Raw genomic sequence first — 19,016 nt, forward strand, 5'->3', positions numbered from 1 at the left:
CCGACAGGAGCATGGACATGGCACTTCGCCGCATCGCGGGGAAATCGCAGACCTACCACCTGATCAGCTACGACGGGAAGGGTCGGGAGCAGCGCGACGAGGACGGCGGGATCGCCAGCGAGGCCGCATTGGAGGCGGTCTCGGCTCCCGGCGTCACGGATGTCTTCATCCTCAGCCACGGGTGGCAGGGCGATCATGCCGACGCGATCTCGCAGTACGACCGGTGGGTCGGTGCCGCCGACCCGGACACGGACGCCGACGGTGTGCGGCCGGTCGTGATCGGCGTGCACTGGCCGAGCAAAGCGTGGAGCGACCGCGAGCTGAAGGATGCGCCCACCGGTCTGCTGGGTGACGAGCCCACCGGCGACGGGGTCACTGTCGATGACGCCGTCGAGGAGTACGCCGCGCAGCTGGGGGATGACCCCGAGACCCGCGAGGCGCTTCGGACCGTCCTCACTCACGCCGCCTCGGTGCCGGTCGATGCCGAGGCCTCCAACTCGGACGAGCTTCCGGCCGACGTCGCCGACGCCTACCGCGCGCTGGTCGGCAGCCTCGGTGCGGGCAGCGACGACGGAGGACTGCTCGGTGGCGGCTGGGACCCGGATGCTGTCTTCGCAGCGTCCCTCACCGGCGCCGCCGACGACGGGCTGCTGGGCGACGGCTGGTTCAGCAGGCTGCGCGAAGCGGTGCTGACGCCGCTTCGGCAACTCACGTTCTGGAGCGGCAAGAATCACGCCCGCGAGTTCGGAGAGGGGGCGGGAGCCGATCTCGTCCGCGCAGTCATGGGGGCGGCCGACGTCCGGGTGCACCTCATGGGACACAGCTTCGGAACGATCGTCGTGTCGGGTGCGGTACGCGGCCCCGGCAAGAAGGCCACTCCCCCACCCCGGCCGGTGGACTCCCTTCTCCTCGTTCAGGGCGCCGTGTCGCTCTGGGCCTACGCGGAGAAGGTTCCGGATGACATCGGGGGCGGGCGCGGATACTTCGCGGACGTCGTCACGCCGGCGTTCGTGTCGGGACCGGTCATCGCGACCCGCTCATCCTGGGACTACGCAGTGGGCAAGTTCTACCCGCTGGCGGTGCGCATCGCGGGGCAGTATCTGCTGGGCGACGACGAGTCGCCCAAGTACGGCGGAATCGGCTCATTCGGCATCCACGGCGTCACCGGGGCCGTCGAGCTGCCCGCCCTCCGGACGGGCGCGCTGCGCGACCCGGGCCTCGAGCCCGGAACCCTGTACAACATCGACGCGAGCGGCGTCATCTCGCACCTGGATGGCGCCTCCGGCGCACACAACGACATCGGGCATCCCGAGCTGTCGTGGCTGGCGTGGAATGCCTCGCGCGTAGGAGCGCGTTGAGTGCGGCAGCAAGCCGGCCCTGAGCGAGCTCGAGGGCTGACGCGCGCCGGCGCGCTGCGCGAATGACGGAGCGCGCCGCCGCGCTACGCGAATGGCGAACGTCGGATCCGCGGGCGCCATCGTGCCGCTCGTATCGGTCGACAAGGTCGATGCGCTTTCCTGAAGAGCATCGATTGACGAGCCGTCACGGTACGCGAAAAAGGTGGCCGAAAGTTCTCCTGACCGGGTCTAAAACAGGTCCGCAATGTCGGTGGCCCTCGTCAGAATAGAGGTATGCAAGACCTCCTCGATCGCCTCGAAGCACTCGACGCGATGGTGGCTGAGGTGGTCGCCGAGGCTCTGGCCGAGGGCACGCTGCGGATGGCCGACGAGCAGACACTCGTGCACGTGCTCTCGACTGCGGGGCGCCTCGGGCGACGGCTGGACACCGTGCTGGTAGAAACCGTCGGCGAGGTTGAGACGCGATCTTCGGCGGGCGATCGAGACGATCGGATGACCAGCCGCTTCGGCTGCCACGATGTCATCGAGCTGGTCGAGCGCGCGACGCTCTGCTCTCGAACGACGGTCGGGCGCCTACGCCGGGCGTCGAGTGCTGTGCACCGCCAAGTGTCGCTCACCACCGGCGAGCTGCTCGAGCCGGCACTGCCGGCCGTGCGCCAGGCGATGTGCGACGGCCTTGCCGGCCTGGATGGTGTGCTCGCCGTCGCCGGGCCGCTGCTGTCGGCCGGTTCGCGAATCTCCCGCGAGGCTCTGCTCACCGCCGATGCCGCCCTGGGCGCCGAGGCGCGGGGCGAGGGCCCGGATTCCGCTCCCGCACCGTGCGCCGACCTTCTTCGTCTGCAGGCACAGGCTTGGTCGATTGCGCTCGACCAGGATGGCGCCGAGCCGCGTGACCGAATGACCGCGCATAAGCGCGGCGTGACGTTCCGGGCGCCGACCGAGTGGGGCGTGCCGGTGCGCGGGATGCTGATGCCGGAGGTGGCGGCTCAATGGCAGCAGATCATCGATGCGCACGAGAACCCGCATGGCAAGGGTGTCGGTTTCGTCGACCCGTTCGCTGAGCGCAGCGACCCCGACGAGGGAGTCATCCCGATCGACACGCGCACCCGAGCGCAGAAGGCGCACGATGCCCTCGCGAGCGCTCTGTCGGTCGCGGCATCCAGTGGTCTGCTTCCGACGATCGGCGGCGCCGCACCGACCCTCGTCGTATCGGTGCGTGATGAGGATCTCAAGAGTGGCAGGGGGTACGCCCACGCGCAGGGCTGCGACATGCCGCTCGGAATGGCGGCGGCCCTGCACGTCGGGTGTGCCGGCGTCATCCAGCGCGTCACACTCGGCGACAACGGGCGCATCCTGCGGATCGGCACCGAGGAGCGCGTGTTCAACCGCCACCAGCGGCGCGCAATCGCCCTGCGAGACGGCGGCTGCATCGTCCCCGGATGCGGCATCCCTGCCGGATGGTGCGAGATCCACCACGTTCTCGAGCATGTCAAGGGTGGGCCGACCCACACCGACAACGGAGTGCTGCTCTGCTGGTTCCACCATCGATTCATCGACTTCGTCGGCTGGAAGATCCGGATGAACCGCGGAGTGCCCGAGGTGCGCGCACCCGGTTGGTGCGACGCGACACTGCGATGGCGACCTGTAACGAGCTCGAAGACGCGACTTCAGGATGCCGTCCTGCGGCGTTGACCCTTGGTTCTTGTGCCCAGGACTCAAGTCTCGCCGCGGAAGGCGCGGTGGGAGGGATGCGAAGTGGGCGAGGCGGTCACCGGTCGCGAGCAGCGATCGCGATGTGTCATGGATCCGCGGCGCGACCCCAACGTCAGAACCCGAGGCGACCCAGCTGCTTGGGGTCGCGCTGCCACTCCTTGGCGACCCGGACGTGCAGCGAGAGGTACACGCGCGACCCGATCAGCGGTTCGATGTCCGCCCGCGCCTTCGCGCCCACGTCACGCAGGCGAGATCCCTTGCGGCCGATGATGATGGCCTTCTGGCTGTCGCGCTCGACGACGATGTCGGCGAACACGTCGATGAGTTCGGAGTCCTCCCGCTTGCGGATCTCCTGCACCATGACGGCGATCGAGTGGGGCAGCTCATCCCGCACACCGTCGAGGGCCGCTTCGCGGATGATCTCGGCGATGCGGTCATCGATCGCCTCGTCCGTGACCACACCGGCAGCGTAGAGGGGAGGCCCTTCGGGCATGAGCGGAAGAAGCTCGTCGGTCAGGACGTCGAGCTGCTCGTGGGTCAGTGCCGAGAGCGGGATCACCGCGGACCAGTCCTCGCGAAGGCTGTCGACCTCCAGGAGACGCTCGGTGATCTGCTCACGGGTCGCGGCATCCGTCTTCGTCACGATCGCCACCTTCTTCGCCCGGGGATAGCCCGACAGCGACTCCGCGATCCGCCGGTCACCGGGGCCGACCTTCTCGTTTGCGGGGACGAGGAACCCGATCACGTCGACATCGCCCAGCACCTGCTCGACCAGATGGTTGAGACGTTCGCCGAGCAGCGTGCGCGGCTTGTGGAGTCCCGGCGTGTCCACGATGACGAGCTGACCCGCCGGGCGATTCAGGATCCCGCGAATGGCCCGTCGAGTGGTCTGGGGCTTGTCGCTCGTGATGGCGACCTTCTCGCCGACCAGCGCATTCGTGAGCGTCGACTTCCCGACGTTGGGGCGCCCGACGAACGTGACGAAGCCTGATCGTCCCTCCGCCGCCTGGGCGGTGTCGCCTGCAATCGTCTCGTCAGCCATTTCGCTCCTTCTTGGACTTCGACGTCTTCACCTTGGCGGTCTCACCGGGTGACGGCGTGATCGCAATGGGCTCGGTGCGCGGATGCGCGACGCGGATCTCACCGGTTCTCGGGCGACCGGAGGGGGCGTCCTCCGCCGGCACCGAGGCTTCGACGCGCTCGACGAACACGGAGGCGAGGCCCCGCCCGCGGCCCCGCGACGCACCGCCGGTCAGGAGCAGGCCGCCGAATTCGGCCGTCGCACCGGGCTGGGGGACGCGGCCCAGGACCTTGCCGAGCAGCCCGCCGATGGAGTCCACGTCCTCATCATCGAGTTCCAGACCGAAGAGGTCGCCCACCTCATCCAGCCCCAGCCTCGCGCTCACACGGTAGCGGCCGGGCTCGAGCTCGACCGCCTCCTCCGAGCGCGGGTCGTATTCGTCGGCGATCTCGCCCACGAGCTCCTCGATGAGGTCCTCGAGGGTCACGAGGCCCGCTACGCCGCCGTACTCGTCGATGACGAGACACACGTGGACGGCGTCGCGCTTCATCTGCTGCAGCAGCGATTCTGCCTTCATCGACTCGGGCACGAAGACCGCTCGGCGCGAGATGCGCGAGACCGGGGCGTCCCGCCACCCCGCCTCATCGCGGAATCCGAACTGGACCAGGTCCTTGAGGTACAGCATCCCGACCACGTCGTCGACGTCGTCGTCCACGATCGGCACGCGCGAGATCCCTTTGTCGAGGAACACCCGCATCGCCTCGCGCGTCGAGGCGCCGGCATCCACCGTCACCATGTCGGTGCGCGGGACCATCACCTCCCGCACGATCGTGTCGGTGAACTCGAACACGGAGTGGATGAGCTCGCGGTCGTCCTCTTCGATCAGGTCCTGAGAGGCGGCCTCGTCGACCATGTCGAGGAGCTGCTCTTCGGACGCGAAGGACGCGCCTCGGGCGACCCCGGGCGTCACGCGGTTGCCGAGTGCGACGAGCGCGTGCGCGAGCGGGCCGAGGAGGATCCGGACGCCGCGGACCACGGGCGCCGCGACGCTCAGGAGCTGCTTCGAATGCTGTCGCCCCCATGAACGCGGACTCGCACCCACGAGCACGAAGGAGATGCCCGTCATGATGACGGCGGCGGCGAGCATGGCCCACCAGATGCTGTCGAACAGCAGCGTGAGCGCGACGGTCACCAGGACGGCGGCGGTCGTCTCGGCGAGGATGCGCATGAAGACGACCGCGTTGGAGTGGGCGTCGGGGTCGTCGGCGATCCGGCGGAGCGCACTCGCGCTCCGGCCCGCCTGGGCGAGCTCGACGAGACCCTGCCGGGAGATGACGCCGAGCGCGGCATCGAGCGCGGCCATGAGACCGCCGAACGCGACGAGAACGACCGACGCCAGCAGAAGCAGGACAGGCGTCATGCGCGGCTGCGTCGACGTTCGGCATGCTGGAACCCCACGATGAGGTCCTTCTGCAGGCCGAACATCTCGCGCTCCTCCTCCGGCTCGGCGTGATCGAAGCCGAGAAGGTGCAGCAGGCCGTGCGTGGTGAGCAGGATGAGCTCGTCCATCGTCGAGTGCTTGGCGGTGACCGCCTGCGTCTCGGCGACCTGAGGGCACAGCACGATGTCGCCGAGCAGACCCGCGGGGGTGGGGGCCTCGTCGGTGCCGGGCCGGAGCTCATCCATGGGGAAGCTCAGCACGTCTGTGGGCCCGGGCTCGTCCATCCACTGGACGTGCAGCGCCTCCATGGCCCCCTCGTCGACCAGCACGATCGCCACGTCGGCATCGGGGCTGACGTGCAGTTCGGCGAGGTTGTGCTCGGTCAGACGCAGCAGCACCGTCTCATCGACCGGGATGCCGGACTCGTTGTTGATCTCGATCGTCATGTGCGGCCTCGCTTGGGGAGATGGTCGCGGGGACCGGCGGCGCGCGTCGACGTGCGTCGCTCCGCGCGGTTGGCGAACTCGGATGCCTCGTCCCGCTCGCGGCGGGCGGCGAGACGGCGCTCGTCGTACTCGGTGTACGCGTCGACGATGCGGCCCACCAGGGTGTGGCGGACGACGTCGGCGCTCGTGAGATAGGAGAAATGGATGTCGTCGATCTCGCTGAGGACCCGAGTGACCAGCCGAAGCCCGGACGCCCCCTGCGGAAGATCGACCTGGGTGATGTCGCCGGTGACCACCATGCGGGTGCCGAAGCCCAGGCGAGTGAGGAACATCTTCATCTGCTCGGGTGTGGTGTTCTGCGCTTCGTCGAGCACGACGAACGAATCGTTCAGCGTGCGGCCGCGCATGTACGCCAGCGGCGCGACCTCGATCGTGCCGGAGGCCATGAGCTTGGGCACGAGCTCAGGGTCCATCATCTCGTTCAGCGCGTCGTAGAGCGGCCGCAGATACGGGTCGATCTTGTCGTTGAGCGTGCCGGGAAGGAACCCCAGACGCTCGCCGGCTTCGACGGCGGGGCGGGTGAGGATGATCCGGCTGACCTCTTTGCGCTGCAGCGCCTGCACGGCCTTCGCCATCGCGAGGTAGGTCTTGCCGGTGCCGGCCGGCCCGATGCCGAACACGATCGTGTTCTCGTCGATGGCGTCGACGTAGGCCTTCTGACCCAGGGTCTTCGGACGGATCACCTTGCCACGGGACGACAGGATCGCCTCGCCGAGCACTTCGGACGGCCGCGGACCGCCCTCGGTCTGCAGAATGCGGTTGGACGACGACACGTCCGCCGGCCCCAGGTCGTGGCCGGCCTTCGTCATGGCGAGCAGCTCGTCCACCAGGATCTTCGCGGCCGCAACCGCCGAGGCACCCCCTGTCAGGGTGATCTCATTGCCGCGCACGTGCACGTCGACGTCGGGGTGCTCCCGCTCGACCACACGCAGGAGGCGGTCCTGCGGCCCGAGCAGCTGGACCATCGCGACGCCGTCCGCATAGAAGCGCTCGACCGTGGGCGTATCGTCAGGCACCGAGTGTCTTCTCCTCCAGTCCTCCGGCGAGGACATGCGCGTGGACGTGGAACACCGTCTGACCGGCGTGCGGCCCGGTGTTGAAGATGAGGCGGAAGTCGCCGTCGGCGTGCTCGCTGGCAAGCGAGTTCGCGAGGCCGACGAGCTCGGAGAGGAGCGCGGGGTCGCCCGCCGCGAGCTCGACCACGTTGCGGTAGTCCTCGGTCTTGGGGATCACCAGGAAGTGGACGGGCGCCTGCGGGTGGATGTCGCGGATGGCGAACGCGTTCTCGGTCTCGGCAATGATCTCGGACGGGATCTCCTTCGCGAGGATGCGCGAGAAGATCGACGGTTCGCTCATGTTTTCAGTCTACAAGCGAGGGTTCACCAGCGGCCGAGGATCGCGCTGACCACCGCGATCGCCGCGGGGCCCGCGGTCGAGGTGCGCAGCACCGTGTCACCCAGCCGGACGAGCAGGGCGCCCGACTGCTCGAGGAGCTCGAGCTCGTCGGCCGCGAAACCGCCCTCGGGTCCGACGACGAGCACGATGTCGCGCTCGTCTTCGCGGTCGAGATCGAGACTCGCCAGGGTCTGCGTGGCCGTGGGCTCGAGGATCAGGAGACGGGATGCCGCAGCTCTGGCGGCCAGGCCCGCCGTGGTCGTGAGGGCCGACACCTCGGGCAGCCACGCGCGGTGCGCCTGCTTCGCCGCTTCACGCGCGATCGTCGCCCACCGGGCGCGACCCTTCTCGGCTTTGGCGTCCCAGCGCGAGACGCTGCGCGACGGCTGCCAAGGCACGATCTCGTCGATTCCGAGCTCGGTCGCCGACTGCACGGCGAGCTCGTCGCGGTCGCCCTTGGCGAGCGCCTGGACGAGCGCGATGCGCGGCGAAGGCCGCGGCACATCGGCTCGCGCAGTCACGCGGACGACGACCTGCTTCGGCGACACCGCTTCGCACTGCCCGGTGAGCCAGACTCCGCGCCCGTCGCCGACGGTGACCTCCTCGCCGACGCGCACGCGTCGGACGACCGCAGCATGGTGGGCCTCGGCACCGCCCAGCACGACCTCGTCGCCGACTGCGGCCTCAGCGATCGTGGAGCGGAGCGCCGCTTCTGCCGCCTCCCCGGACCCAGGGGGCTCGCGACTGATCGCCGCCGCGTCCGGCTGCTCGACGAGGAAGTGCAGCGGCATCCGTCACGCGTTCCGGAAGCGATCGCGGAGCTTGGCGAACAGGCCCTGGTGGAACTCGGCGAGACGCGGTGCCGGCGGCTTGGTGCGCCGCGCGAAGTCCTCGATGAGGGCGCGCTCCTTGTGGTCGAGCCTCGTCGGAGTCACGACGTGCACGCCGACACGGAGGTCGCCGCGCTGAGTGCCCCGCAGCGGGGTGATGCCACGGCCCTTGATGGTCAGGATGTCGCCCGCCTGCACGCCGGGGCGGATCTCGAGCTCAACGGGGCCGTCGAGCCCCTCGATCTTCGCCGTGGTCCCCAGGATCGCGTCGGGCATCGAGACCTCGAGCGTCGCGAGGATGTCGTCGCCGTCGCGGCTGAACACCTCGTGTGCCTGGACATTGACCTCGATGTAGAGATCGCCGTTCGGGCCGCCCGCGGGGCCCACCTCGCCCGAGCCGGGGAGCTGCAGACGGAGGCCCGTCTCGACGCCCGCCGGGATGTCGATCGATACAGTACGGCGGGCGCGGACACGACCCTGACCCTGGCACGTCGCGCACGGGTAGGGGATGGTCGTGCCGTAGCCCTGGCAGACGTTGCACGGCTGGCTCGTCACGACGTTGCCGAGAAGACTCCGCACCTGGCGCTGGATGTTGCCCGACCCGTGGCAGATCTCGCAGGTCACCGGGGCAGTGCCGGGCTGGCAGCACGACCCCTTGCAGGTCTCACAGAGGACCGCGGTGTCGACGTCCAGTTCGCGGTGCGCGCCGAAGATGACGTCGCCGAGTTCGAGCGTGACCCGCACAAGCGCGTCCTGGCCCCGCTCGCGGCGGGACCGGGGGCGTCCGGGCCTGCCGCCCGCCCCCGCGCCGAAGAACGTCTCGAAGATGTCGCCGAAGCCGCTGAAGTTCTGGCCGCCGCCGCCGAACGGCGAGTCATTCCCGCCCATGTCGTAGCGCGCCCGCTGCTCGGGGTCGCTCAGGACGTCATAGGCGTGCGTCACGAGCTTGAAGCGCTCGGACGCATCCGCACCGGGGTTGACGTCCGGGTGGAGCTCCCGCGCCAGCTTGCGGTACGCCTTCTTGATCTCATCGAGAGTCGCCTCTCGCGAAACCCCGAGGACCTCGTAGTGGTCAGCCACAATCGCCTTCCCGCCGCGCGCGCGCGGATCGTGTCGTACGCCTCAGCGGGCGTTCTCGTCGTCGTCGAGCATCCGGCTGAGGTAGCGGGCCACTGCCCGCACCGCTGCGAGATTGCTCGGGTAGTCCATCCGCGTGGGGCCGAGGAGTCCCACGCGCGCCTGGGCGCCGGTCGCGTCGTAGTCGCTGGCGACAACCGATGCCTCGCCGAGGCCGAAGGGCTCGTTCTCGCGTCCGATGCTCGTCGCCAGGCCATGCTCGTCGGCGACCATCTCACTCATGAGCCTCAGGAGCGTCACCTGCTCTTCGATGGCCTCGAGGAGGGGGTAGATGCTCCCCCTGAAGTCCGACTCCCGTCGTGCGAGGTTCGCCGCGCCTGCCATCACCAGGCGGTCCTGACGGAACTCCTCGAGCTCCTCCGCGACGATGCGGACGATCGCGACCGCGGTGGCGGCGGCGCCCGGCTCGTCCGTGGCCGCCGCGAGGAACTCGTCGACCCGCTGCGCGCCCTCACGCACGGAGCGTCCCACGATGAGGTCGGCGACGACGGTGCGCGCGCGCGTCATCGCGGCTTCGTCGAGTTCGAGGCGCGAGGCGACGAGGCGCTGCGAGACCCGGCCCGTGTCAGTGACGAGGATCACGATCAGACGGCCTCCCTCGAGGGAGACCAGTTCGACGTGCGACACGCTCGCTCGTGCGAACGACGGGTACTGGACGATCGCGACCTGCCCGGTCAGCTGCGTCAGCCCCCGCACGGTGCGCACGAGCAGATCGTCCAGATCTGCCGGCCCGTCGAGGAACGACGAGATCGCGTGACGCTGAGCCGGAGTCAGGGGCCGGATCGCCGCGAGGTGGTCGACGAAGACGCGGTAGCCCTTGTCGGTGGGGATGCGGCCGGACGACGTGTGCGGGGCGGCGATCAGCTCCTCGTCCTCGAGGAGGGCCATGTCATTGCGGATGGTCGCGGCGGACACCCCGAAGGAATGGCGCTCGACGATCGACTTGCTGCCGACGGGCTCGTGGGTGTCGACGTAGTCCTGCACGATGGCCCGGAGAACTTCGAGTCCTCGATCGGTGACCATCTGCCCTCCTCACGCCGTCATCGCTCCACTGGCACTCGCCCGAGCCGAGTGCCAATTCTAGCGGATGGGCGCGCCGCGATCCCGGACGCGCCCGCAGGGCGGTTCAGTCCGTGAGCGCACGCACGACCGCGTCGGCGAGCAGTCGTCCCCGCCTCGTCAGGACGATGCGCCCGCGGACGGCTGCGGTGCCGTCGATGAGACCGTCCGCGATGAGGGCGGCGACACCCTGTCGCGCCTCCCCCGGCACCTCGTCGATCGGCAGCCCCTCGCGGATGCGCGAGCGCAGCAGCACGTTCTCGAGGGTGCGTGCTGCGGCATCCGGTCGCTCTCTTCCGGCTGCCGGAGATTCACCGCCCGCCAGCCGCTGGGCATAGGCCGCAGGGTGCTTGACGTTCCAGAACCGCACGCCGGCCACGTGGCTGTGCGCCCCGGGTCCGAAGCCCCACCAGTCATAGCCGAGCCAGTAGGCGAGGTTGTGACGTGAGCGGTGCTGATCGCCGCGCGCCCAATTGGAGATCTCGTACCACTCGTAGCCGTCTGCCGCGAGCAGATCGTCGGCGAGCTCGTACATGTCGGCCTGCAGGTCGTCGTCCGGCGAGGCCACTTCGCCGCGTCGGATCTGGCGCGCGAGCTTCGTGCCGTCCTCGATGATCAAGGCGTATGCCGAGACATGGTCGGGTGCGAGCGCGACCGCGGTCTCGACCGACTGCCGCCAATCGTCGAGAGACTCGCCCGGAGCGCCGTAGATGAGGTCGAGGCTCACGCCCAGGCCGGCGCGTCGCGCCGATGCCACGGCGGAGGCGACGTTCACCGGGTCGTGCGTGCGGTCGAGTGCCGCGAGGACGTGGGGAACCGCCGACTGCATGCCGAGCGAGAGCCGGGTGACGCCGGACGCGGCGAGCTCGGCGGCGACAGCATCCGTCACGGTGTCTGGATTGGCCTCGACCGTGATCTCGGCACCGTCGGCGATGCCGAAGGCGGTCCGGACGCCGTCGAGCATGCGTCCGAGATCGCCGGGAGGAAGCAGGGTGGGCGTCCCCCCGCCGAAGAAGACGGTGCTCGCCGGCCGCACGCCGCCGGCCTGCGCGAGGACTCCGGCCGCGAGACCTACCTCGTGCAGCAGCGTGTCGGCGTACTCGTCCTGGCGGGAACCCCGCAGCTCGCTGGAGGTGTACGTGTTGAAGTCGCAATAGCCGCAGCGCACCCGGCAGAAGGGCACGTGCAGGTACACGCCGAACGGCGTGGCGGGATCGATCGGGGCATCCGCCGGAAGTGCCCCATCCGCCGGCGCAGGATCGCCGAGCGGAAGCGCGGAGCCCATCAGGCGGGGGTCGTGTACAGGGGCGAGATCGCCCGCAGGTAGCGCGTGAACAGCTCGCGGCGGCGGCGGCGCGTGAGGGCCGGCAGCATCCGGTACAGCAGCGCGACGGGCCGATCGAAGGCGCGCACGGTGAACCACACCTCGTCGCTGTCGTTCCAGTCGAGCATGAACGACTCCTCGCCGCTCACCTTCGAGCCGTCCACGGTGCCGAGCGCGAAGCCCACCCGCCGCGGCTCTTCGATCGCGAAGATCACGCGCAGCTCGCCGTCGGCGCTCAGGCCGCGCACACGCCCCTCGACGGTGATCGTCGTGCCTGCCGCAACGTACGGCGTGCCGTCCGAGTCGAACCGCTGCTCGGTCTCGGAACGGCTGGGCGCGACGGGATTGCCCTCGGCATCGAAGCTCACCCCGAGATACATCGGACCCGATGCCGGTCGCACATCCTTGATGGTGAGATCCGCGCCGCGCAGCGCCGCCCAGGACAGCAGCGCCTCGCTCGCGGACGCGAAGCGCCCCTCGCCGCTCCCGATGCGCCACGACTCCTCGGCCGGGATGCTGCGCTCCGGCGGATACTGCATCAGATCACGCGCCTGCGTCGCCCCGACGGCGGCGTAGTCGACCGTCTCGTCCTTGAACGTCCCGCGGCGCATGGATTCCAGCCTACTTCTGCTTGCCCTCGACATCCCCAGACAGGGCGGCGATGAACGCCTCCTGGGGAACCTCGACACGGCCCACCATCTTCATGCGCTTCTTGCCCTCCTTCTGCTTCTCGAGGAGCTTGCGCTTGCGGCTGATGTCACCGCCGTAGCACTTCGCGAGGACGTCCTTGCGCATCGCGCGGATCGATTCGCGCGCGATGATCCGGGCGCCGATCGCGGCCTGGATGGGAACCTCGAACTGCTGACGAGGGATGAGCTTGCGCAGGCGCTCAGTCATCATCGTGCCGTACGCGTACGCCTTGTCGCGGTGGACGATCGACGAGAACGCGTCGACTTTGTCGCCCTGGAGCAGGATGTCGACCTTGACGAGATCCGCCTCCTGCTGGCCGCTCGGCTCGTAGTCGAGGCTGGCGTACCCCTGCGTCCGGGACTTCAGCTGGTCGAAGAAGTCGAAGACGATCTCGCCGAGGGGCATGTTGTAGCGGAGCTCGACGCGCTCCTCGCTGAAGTACTCCATGCCGAGCAGCGTTCCGCGCCGGGTCTGGCACAGCTCCATGACCGTGCCGGTGTAGTCCTTCGGCGTGAGGATCGCCGCCTTCACCATGGGCTCGGACACCGAGGCGACCTTGCCATCGGGGTACTCGCTCGGGTTCGTGACCGTGATCTGCTTGCCCGTGTCGGTCATGACCTCGTAGATCACGCTCGGCGCCGTCGTGATGAGGTCGAGGTCGAACTCGCGCGAGAGCCGCTCGGTGATGATCTCGAGGTGGAGGAGACCGAGGAAGCCGCAGCGGAACCCGAAGCCCAGCGCGACGGAGGTCTCGGGCTCGTACTGCAGCGCGGCATCCGACAGCTTGAGCTTGTCGAGGGCCTCGCGGAGGTCCGGATAGTCGCTGCCGTCGATGGGGTAGATGCCCGAGAAGACCATCGGCTTCGGGTCGGTGTAGCCCGGCAGCGCCTGGGTCGCGGGCTTGCGCAGCGTGGTGACCGTGTCGCCGACCTTGGACTGCCGCACATCCTTGACGCCCGTGATCAGGTAGCCGACCTCGCCGACGCCGAGGCCCTTCGACGGGACGGGCTCGGGACTGGAGACGCCGATCTCGAGCAGCTCGTGCGTCGCCTTGGTCGACATCATCTGGATGCGCTCGCGCGGTTCGAGATGGCCGTCGATCATGCGGACATAAGTCACGACACCGCGGTAGGCGTCGTAGACCGAGTCGAAGATCATGGCCCGGGCCGGGGCATGCGCATCACCCTGGGGTGCCGGGATGTCGCGCACGATGCGATCGAGGAGCTCCTCGACGCCCTGCCCGGTCTTGCCGCTCACGCGCAGCACGTCGTTCGGGTCGCCGCCGATGAGGTTCGCCAGCTCGAGGGCGAACTTGTCGGGGTCGGCCGCCGGAAGGTCGATCTTGTTGAGCACCGGGATGATGTGCAGGTCGTTCTCGAGGGCGAGGTAGAGGTTCGCCAGCGTCTGCGCCTCGATGCCCTGTGCGGCGTCGACGAGGAGGATCGCGCCTTCGCACGCGGCGAGCGAGCGGCTCACCTCGTAGGTGAAGTCCACGTGGCCGGGGGTGTCGATCATGTTGAGCGCGTAGGTCTGGCCTTCGCCCGCCCACGGCATCCGGACCGCCTGCGATTTGATCGTGATGCCGCGCTCGCGCTCGATGTCCATCCGGTCGAGGTACTGGGCGCGCATGTCGCGGTCGGACACGACGCCGGTGATCTGCAGCATGCGGTCGGCCAGCGTCGACTTGCCGTGGTCGATGTGGGCGATGATGCAGAAGTTGCGGATCGCCTCAGGAGCGGTGACGGACGGCTCGAGGGGCTTCAGGGCGCGGGGGGACATATCCGGCCCAGTCTACCGGCGGGTCACAGCCGAACCTGTGCCCCGAGGGTGCCAGGAACCGGGAGTCGCCTGAGTCCCGCGAGCAGCTCGTCCTCCCGCGCGGCGCAGCACACGCGGATCCAGCCCTCCCCCGTGCGTCCGAAGGCCGAGCCGGGCGCGACGGCGACCCGTTCGGAGTGGAGGAAGCGCTCGGCCCAGCCGGCGACGTCTCCCCCGGTGGCATGCGACATGTCGATCCACAGGTAGAAGGCGCCCGTCGGCGTGAGGTAGCGGAGTCCTCGCTCGTCTAGCAGCGCGGTCGCGGCATCGAGATTGCGGCGGTAATGCGCGGCCGCTGTCCGGACGTGATCCTGCGGACCCGAGATGGCCTCGACGGCGGCGTGCTGCGCCGGCATATCCACGCACGAGATCGCCGATTCCTGCACCCGCAGCATCGTTGCGGTGAATCCCTTCGGCGTCACGAGCCATCCCACCCGGGCGCCGGTCATGGCGTAGGTCTTGGAGGTCGAGAACACCGAGAAGACGCGGTCGTCCTGATCGAGCGACGCCGGACTGACGTGAGGGATGCCGTAGGTGAATGCCTCGTAGCACTCGTCGCTGAGCACCCAGAGGTCATGCCGCGCTGCGAACTCGAGAAGCTCGGTGATGGTCTCTCGCGAGAACGTCGAGCCCAGCGGATTGGACGGGGAGTTCAGGATCAGCAGCCGCGTGCGATCGGTCACCAGCGCCTCGAGCTGCGCGAGGTCGGGCTCGAATCCCCTCGCGGGACTCAGCACATACGGCACGGGCACGGCGGAGAGCATGTGCGCGTTCATCGTGAACGTCGTATAGCCCGGGTCGGGCACGAGCACTTCGTCGCCCGGAGCGAGCGTGAGCGACATCGCCTGGTGCAGCGCCTGAGTGGCGCCGACCGTCACCCACACCTGCTCGCGGTCGACCCGGATGTCATTGACGGCGGCGAGCTTGTCGACGATCGCCTCCCGGAGGGACGGGATGCCGCCATTCGGCGAGTAGCGGAGCAGACCATCGCGCCACGCCTGAGCGCCCGCATCGCGGATGGCCGGGGCGGCGGCTTCGCCCGGCTCCCCCACCGCAAGGATGATCACGTCCTCGAGGCGCAGCGCCTGCTCCAGGATGTGCCGGACACCCGAGGCGGGCATGCCGAGGATGTGATCCGCGAGCCGAGGCATGCCGACAGCCTAAGGCGGCGCCCTGCGGCTTCCGTGCGGCTTCGGCGCCGTTGCGTCCCGGGCCTCGTACGCTGGCACCATGACCGTCCAGGTGGTGCTCGTGCACGGCATCCGCACCTCTGCCACCATGTGGCGAGCGCAGGTTGAGCACCTGACCCAGCGCGGCATTCCGGTACACGCCCTCGACCTGCCGGGACACGGCAGTCGCATGGCGGAGGAGTTCACACTGGACTCGGCGCTCGCCACGATCGATGACGCGGTTCGGGATGCTGCGACCCGTGGTCCCGTTCTGCTCGTGGGTCATTCGATGGGCGGGCTCCTGTGCGTCGAGTACACCGGACGGGAGGACCGGCCGCCCGTCGCGGGACTCATCGCCGCATCGTGCACAGCGATTCCGCGCGGCGTGGGGCTCACGGCGTACCGGGCAATGGCGCGCGGGTTCGACGCCCTGCCCGACCGCGGAATGTGGCTGACGAACCGTCTGCTCGACCGCATCCTGCCGGATGAGACACGAGCCGACTTCGGCGCGGGCGGCTACGCCCTGGACACGCAGGACATCGCCCTGCGGAGCCTGTCGGTGCTCGATCTGCTCGCGGCGCTGCATCGCATCGACGTTCCGCTCTGGTTCATCAACGGCCAGTACGACCAGCTGCGCATCAACGAGCGTCTCTTCATGCGGGTCGCACAGCACGCCGAACTGATCGTCGTCCCCCGCACGACCCACCACGTCACGGTCATGCGACCGCGTGTCTTCAACGCGATGCTCGATCTGGCGAGCGCGACCCTCGAGCGCTCAGACGACTGACGGAGCAGGAGTCCGCTTGCGGATCGCGAGCGTCATGAGCCCGCCCACGATCGAGAGCGCGCCGCCCACGACGAACATCAGCGAGAACCCTCCGACCACGGCCACGAGGCCGGCACCGATCAGCGGCCCGAGCAGCTGCCCGAGGCTGGCCGAGACGTTGACGAAGCCGAGATCGCGCGCGTGGTCCTCTGGATATGGCAGCAGGTCGGTGCCTAGGGCGAGTCCGACCGACATGTAGGCGCCGTAGCCCAGACCGAGGAGGGCGGCCCCGATCATCGTGGACTCGTACGACGGGAAGAGCGCGATGAACACCGCGGCGACCCCCTGGACCACGGCTGACCACACGACGATCCCCACCCGACGGCCGGTGCGGTCCGAGACGGCTCCGGAGACCACCGAGGATGCCACGACGAACACGGTGTAGATGAGGATCAGGAGCAGCAGGTCGTCCTCGGCCGTGCTCGGGTCGCGGTGCAGGCCGTACAGCAGGAAGAACAGCAGCAGCCCCGTTCCCAGTGCGTTGCCGATGTTGACGATGAGGCGTCCGCCCAGCATCCAGGCGAAGTCCCGGTCGCGCAGGGCCGCCAGACGGGCCGACAGGGCGCGCTGCTCGCGCGCCACGGCCGACTGAGCCGGTGCGGGCGGGTCCGGAAGGAGGAGGGCTGCTCCCACTCCGACCACGGCCAGGAATCCGGCGAGCACGAGATAGCCCGTCACCGTGCCGAGTTCCAGCAGCACGATCACGCCGACGCCGACGATGATGCCGAGGGCCTGCGAGGAAGAGACGGCTGCCGAGGCGGCCCCCCGCTGTGTGCTGAGCTGGTCGGCGATGAGCGCGGTGAACGCGGCGGAGGCCACCGCGGTGCCCACCGATACGCCGATCCAGGCCAGGCCGACGCCCCACGGACCCTCCGCGAACGCGATCGCGACGAGCGACGCGGTTGCCAGCGCCACGCCGGTGATCGCCCAGGGGCGGCGGCGTCCGAAAGCGCCGCGCGTGCGGTCGGACAGTCCACCGGCGAGGGGGCCTGCGATGACGCCGGCCACCCCGCCGGCCGCGAGCACGAGGCCCGACGACACCACGCCCGACACCCAGCCGTCGGCGTCGTCGGGGGTGTTGAGCTGGAGCGGGATGAGAAGCTGCAGCGGCGTGAGCTGGACGGTCCACAGCGCGAGCCACGCCAGCGTGAACAGGACGAACCAGGACGCGCCCACACGACCGGATGTGCGATTCATCGACGAGCCTCCGAGATGAGCGAGCGGTACCACGTGAAGGATTCCTTGGGGGTGCGCGCCGCCGAGTCGAAGTCGACGTGCACGAGCCCGAACCTCTGGGTGTAGCCGTCGGCCCACTCGAAGTTGTCGAGGAGCGACCACACGGTGTACTCCCGCACATCGACGCCCGCGCGGATCGCAGCACCGACGGCGTCGATGTGCGTCGAGAGGTACGAGATGCGCTCCACGTCGTCGATCGGCCCGTCGGGATGGTCGGACTCAGGGAACGATGCTCCGTTCTCGCCGATCACGACAGGAGGGAGCCGATCGCCGTAGCGATCCCGGAAGTCGACGAGCAGCTCGGTCAGCGCGGCAGGGACGATCGGCCACCCGGGACCGAATCCGGTGAACGGGGCGCCGGGAGTGGGCACGATCTCGAACGGGACCGGGCTCTCGGCAGCCGCCGCGCCGATCGTCGTCGGGTTGTAGAAGTTCATCCCGTAGAAGTCGGTCGGAGCGGAGATCAGCGCAAGGTCGCCGTCCTGGACGGGCATCGGCGGAATGCCGAAGGCTTCGAGGTCGGGGTAGATCCCCTGAAGGACGGGGTCGGCGAAGATGCGATTGTGCAGCAGGTCGTACACAGCGGCGGCCCCGGCATCCTCCGCAGAATCCGAGGCGGGCACGACGAGCGTGTGGTTGTTGACGATCCCGACCTCCTCGGCGCCGTGTGCGCGGACGGCCTGCACGGCGAGGCCGTGGGCGAGCAGCTGGTGGTGCACGGTGGGCAGCGAGCCGAACAGCAGCTGGCGGCCGGGGGCGAGAGCCCCCACCGCATAGCCCTGGAGCGACGTCGAGACCGGTTCGTTGATTGTGTACCAGTGATGGATGCGGTCACCCAGCGCCTCGGCGACGATGGCCGCATACTCGCCGAAGCGGAACGCCGTGTCTCGGTCGAGCCAGCCACCCCGCGCCTCCACGGCGCTCGGGAGATCCCAGTGGTACAGCGTCGCGAACGGTGTGACTCCTGCCTCCAGGAGATCATCCGCGAGTCGCCGGTAGTAGTCGAGTCCGGCCTGCAGGGGCGCAGCCCCCGCGACGGGCTGGACGCGCACCCACGAGATGGAGAATCGATACCGATCGACGCCGAGCTCCCTGATCAGTGCGACGTCCTCCGACGAGCGACGATAGCTGTCGGCGCCGGGGTCGGCCGTCGAGCCGTCCCTCACGGATCCGACAGTGTCGACGAAGTCGTCCCAGATGGAGCGGCCACGGCCATCGGCCGTACGCGAGCCTTCGACCTGGAAGGCTGCCGTCGCCGCCGACCACCGGAAGCCGGGCGGGAACGCCGAGAGGTCGGGCGAGGGATGTTCGGGCACGCAGACTCCTTCGTCGTACACACGTGTGGCGCGCTTCGGGTGAGCACACGCACGCTCGATCATGCATCATCGATGGGGCTTCTTCGCTCGCCCGTCCGCTGTCTGGGGACAGGCACCTGACCTGGTAGACTCTTTGATTGGCTTGCGTGTGGGTTCTGCCCTCACGACCGCCGACGC

17 protein-coding genes are annotated in these 19,016 nt (G+C 69.1%); 3 read left to right on the top strand and 14 right to left on the bottom strand.

Annotation, left to right across the window (positions count from 1 at the left end):
* Nucleotides 1–17: 17 nt before the first annotated feature.
* Together AC1DP3_RS04675 and AC1DP3_RS04680 are read left to right on the top strand one after the other, a co-directional pair.
* On the top strand, nt 18–1,358 hold the full coding sequence (locus AC1DP3_RS04675) for a hypothetical protein (RefSeq protein ID WP_477291737.1): 1,341 nt from the start codon (nt 18–20) through the stop codon (nt 1,356–1,358).
* Between the two features lie 273 nt (nt 1,359–1,631).
* Complete coding sequence (locus AC1DP3_RS04680; RefSeq protein WP_477291739.1) at nt 1,632–3,050, top strand: HNH endonuclease signature motif containing protein; 1,419 nt, start codon at nt 1,632–1,634, stop codon at nt 3,048–3,050.
* Between the two features lie 133 nt (nt 3,051–3,183).
* On the opposite strand, the gene era is transcribed toward AC1DP3_RS04680, so the two are convergent.
* The 12 genes from era to AC1DP3_RS04740 all read right to left on the bottom strand — a co-directional run bounded on the left by era (nt 3,184) and on the right by AC1DP3_RS04740 (nt 15,443).
* Entirely contained in the window at nt 3,184–4,113 is a 930-nt protein-coding gene (era, locus tag AC1DP3_RS04685; protein ID WP_477291741.1) for a GTPase Era, read from the bottom strand.
* Nucleotides 4,106–5,512: a hemolysin family protein gene (locus AC1DP3_RS04690; RefSeq protein ID WP_477291743.1), complete on the bottom strand. Its 1,407-nt coding sequence runs from the start codon at nt 5,510–5,512 to the stop codon at nt 4,106–4,108. Before AC1DP3_RS04690 ends, era begins: the two co-directional genes overlap by 8 nt.
* Nucleotides 5,509–5,979, bottom strand: a complete 471-nt coding sequence (ybeY, locus tag AC1DP3_RS04695; RefSeq protein ID WP_477291745.1) for an rRNA maturation RNase YbeY — start codon at nt 5,977–5,979, stop codon at nt 5,509–5,511. Before ybeY ends, AC1DP3_RS04690 begins: the two co-directional genes overlap by 4 nt.
* Nucleotides 5,976–7,004: a PhoH family protein gene (locus AC1DP3_RS04700; protein ID WP_477291889.1), complete on the bottom strand. Its 1,029-nt coding sequence runs from the start codon at nt 7,002–7,004 to the stop codon at nt 5,976–5,978. Before AC1DP3_RS04700 ends, ybeY begins: the two co-directional genes overlap by 4 nt.
* 43 nt (nt 7,005–7,047) lie before the next feature.
* Nucleotides 7,048–7,395 (bottom strand): HIT domain-containing protein, encoded by a 348-nt coding sequence (locus AC1DP3_RS04705; protein WP_477291747.1) that lies wholly within the window; start codon nt 7,393–7,395, stop codon nt 7,048–7,050.
* A gap of 23 nt (nt 7,396–7,418) precedes the next feature.
* A complete protein-coding gene (locus tag AC1DP3_RS04710; protein WP_477291749.1) occupies nt 7,419–8,225 on the bottom strand; it encodes a 16S rRNA (uracil(1498)-N(3))-methyltransferase in 807 nt (268 codons plus the stop codon).
* Between the two features lie 3 nt (nt 8,226–8,228).
* Entirely contained in the window at nt 8,229–9,344 is a 1,116-nt protein-coding gene (gene dnaJ / locus AC1DP3_RS04715; RefSeq protein ID WP_477291751.1) for a molecular chaperone DnaJ, read from the bottom strand.
* 42 nt (nt 9,345–9,386) lie between these two features.
* Complete coding sequence (hrcA, locus tag AC1DP3_RS04720; protein WP_477291753.1) at nt 9,387–10,424, bottom strand: heat-inducible transcriptional repressor HrcA; 1,038 nt, start codon at nt 10,422–10,424, stop codon at nt 9,387–9,389.
* 103 nt (nt 10,425–10,527) lie between these two features.
* Nucleotides 10,528–11,745 carry a radical SAM family heme chaperone HemW gene (gene hemW / locus AC1DP3_RS04725; protein WP_477291755.1) on the bottom strand — a complete coding sequence of 406 codons (1,218 nt, stop codon included), beginning with the start codon at nt 11,743–11,745 and terminating at the stop codon, nt 10,528–10,530.
* Nucleotides 11,745–12,395, bottom strand: a complete 651-nt coding sequence (locus AC1DP3_RS04730; protein ID WP_477291757.1) for a DUF1990 family protein — start codon at nt 12,393–12,395, stop codon at nt 11,745–11,747. Before AC1DP3_RS04730 ends, hemW begins: the two co-directional genes overlap by 1 nt.
* A 10-nt stretch (nt 12,396–12,405) precedes the next feature.
* A complete protein-coding gene (gene lepA, locus AC1DP3_RS04735; protein WP_477291759.1) occupies nt 12,406–14,253 on the bottom strand; it encodes a translation elongation factor 4 in 1,848 nt (615 codons plus the stop codon).
* 23 nt (nt 14,254–14,276) lie between these two features.
* On the bottom strand, nt 14,277–15,443 hold the full coding sequence (locus AC1DP3_RS04740; protein WP_477291761.1) for a pyridoxal phosphate-dependent aminotransferase: 1,167 nt from the start codon (nt 15,441–15,443) through the stop codon (nt 14,277–14,279).
* Nucleotides 15,444–15,522: 79 nt separating this feature from the next.
* Between AC1DP3_RS04740 and AC1DP3_RS04745 the strand changes: the two genes are divergently transcribed.
* Nucleotides 15,523–16,248 carry an alpha/beta fold hydrolase gene (locus AC1DP3_RS04745; RefSeq protein ID WP_477291763.1) on the top strand — a complete coding sequence of 242 codons (726 nt, stop codon included), beginning with the start codon at nt 15,523–15,525 and terminating at the stop codon, nt 16,246–16,248.
* Here AC1DP3_RS04745 and AC1DP3_RS04750 read toward each other — a convergent pair.
* Together AC1DP3_RS04750 and AC1DP3_RS04755 are read right to left on the bottom strand one after the other, a co-directional pair.
* Nucleotides 16,237–17,484 carry an MFS transporter gene (locus AC1DP3_RS04750; protein ID WP_477291765.1) on the bottom strand — a complete coding sequence of 416 codons (1,248 nt, stop codon included), beginning with the start codon at nt 17,482–17,484 and terminating at the stop codon, nt 16,237–16,239. The two genes, AC1DP3_RS04745 and AC1DP3_RS04750, sit on opposite strands and share 12 nt — an antisense overlap.
* Nucleotides 17,481–18,839, bottom strand: a complete 1,359-nt coding sequence (locus AC1DP3_RS04755; RefSeq protein WP_477291767.1) for a GH1 family beta-glucosidase — start codon at nt 18,837–18,839, stop codon at nt 17,481–17,483. Before AC1DP3_RS04755 ends, AC1DP3_RS04750 begins: the two co-directional genes overlap by 4 nt.
* Nucleotides 18,840–19,016 lie beyond the last annotated feature (177 nt).

It is taken from the genome of Microbacterium sp. P5_B6 (assembly GCF_056400345.1).

What these genes read in the sequence shown, in the direction of transcription:
- AC1DP3_RS04675 (WP_477291737.1), top strand. Translation starts at nt 18, where the DNA reads ATGGCACTTCGCCGCATCGCGGGGAAATCGCAGACCTACCACCTGATC.
- AC1DP3_RS04680 (WP_477291739.1), top strand. Translation starts at nt 1,632, where the DNA reads ATGCAAGACCTCCTCGATCGCCTCGAAGCACTCGACGCGATGGTGGCT.
- era (WP_477291741.1), bottom strand. Translation starts at nt 4,113, where the DNA reads ATGGCTGACGAGACGATTGCAGGCGACACCGCCCAGGCGGCGGAGGGA.
- AC1DP3_RS04690 (WP_477291743.1), bottom strand. Translation starts at nt 5,512, where the DNA reads ATGACGCCTGTCCTGCTTCTGCTGGCGTCGGTCGTTCTCGTCGCGTTC.
- ybeY (WP_477291745.1), bottom strand. Translation starts at nt 5,979, where the DNA reads ATGACGATCGAGATCAACAACGAGTCCGGCATCCCGGTCGATGAGACG.
- AC1DP3_RS04700 (WP_477291889.1), bottom strand. Translation starts at nt 7,004, where the DNA reads ATGGTCCAGCTGCTCGGGCCGCAGGACCGCCTCCTGCGTGTGGTCGAG.
- AC1DP3_RS04705 (WP_477291747.1), bottom strand. Translation starts at nt 7,395, where the DNA reads ATGAGCGAACCGTCGATCTTCTCGCGCATCCTCGCGAAGGAGATCCCG.
- AC1DP3_RS04710 (WP_477291749.1), bottom strand. Translation starts at nt 8,225, where the DNA reads ATGCCGCTGCACTTCCTCGTCGAGCAGCCGGACGCGGCGGCGATCAGT.
- hrcA (WP_477291753.1), bottom strand. Translation starts at nt 10,424, where the DNA reads ATGGTCACCGATCGAGGACTCGAAGTTCTCCGGGCCATCGTGCAGGAC.
- hemW (WP_477291755.1), bottom strand. Translation starts at nt 11,745, where the DNA reads ATGGGCTCCGCGCTTCCGCTCGGCGATCCTGCGCCGGCGGATGGGGCA.
- AC1DP3_RS04730 (WP_477291757.1), bottom strand. Translation starts at nt 12,395, where the DNA reads ATGCGCCGCGGGACGTTCAAGGACGAGACGGTCGACTACGCCGCCGTC.
- lepA (WP_477291759.1), bottom strand. Translation starts at nt 14,253, where the DNA reads ATGTCCCCCCGCGCCCTGAAGCCCCTCGAGCCGTCCGTCACCGCTCCT.
- AC1DP3_RS04740 (WP_477291761.1), bottom strand. Translation starts at nt 15,443, where the DNA reads ATGCCTCGGCTCGCGGATCACATCCTCGGCATGCCCGCCTCGGGTGTC.
- AC1DP3_RS04745 (WP_477291763.1), top strand. Translation starts at nt 15,523, where the DNA reads ATGACCGTCCAGGTGGTGCTCGTGCACGGCATCCGCACCTCTGCCACC.
- AC1DP3_RS04750 (WP_477291765.1), bottom strand. Translation starts at nt 17,484, where the DNA reads ATGAATCGCACATCCGGTCGTGTGGGCGCGTCCTGGTTCGTCCTGTTC.